Here is a 397-nt window from a genome sequence, read left to right as displayed (position 1 = left end):
GGATGCTACGGGAGCCCTTCGAAGCCGCCGTCTCCGACGGATCGGCGCCTGCATCGCCCTCGCGCTCGCGGGGGTGACGCTCGTGCTCGACGCGTCATCGAGCGCGGCCGAACCCACCGCGCAACCTCCGGTCGGGCGTCGCGGGATCATGGTCGTGCAGGTCGAGGGATACTTCGATCCCCCCAACGAGGAGCTCGTGCGCGACTCAATCGCCGACGCGAACGAGCGGCAATTCACGATGATCGTGTTGCAGGTCGACTCGTCCGGCGCCATCGACGCGGGCGTGCAGCGCATCGTGAGGTCGATCAGCCGGTCGAAGGTGCCCGTGGTCGTGTGGGTGGGCCCGTCCGGCTCGGACGCCAAGGGCGCGACCACGTTGCTGCTCGAAGCCGCACAC

The 397-nt window shown here is 69.3% G+C and carries 1 pseudogene; it reads left to right on the top strand.

Annotated features, from left to right (window positions below):
- Positions 1-73: 73 nt before the first annotated feature.
- Positions 74-397, top strand: a pseudogene (locus tag I6F37_RS43490) (hypothetical protein); the annotation flags it as partial.

Origin of the sequence: Bradyrhizobium sp. NBAIM08, assembly GCF_020193935.1 — a bacterium.
GTDB classification, from domain to species: Bacteria; Pseudomonadota; Alphaproteobacteria; order Rhizobiales; family Xanthobacteraceae; genus Bradyrhizobium; species Bradyrhizobium yuanmingense.
This window is presented reverse-complemented; position numbering and strand designations above follow the sequence as displayed.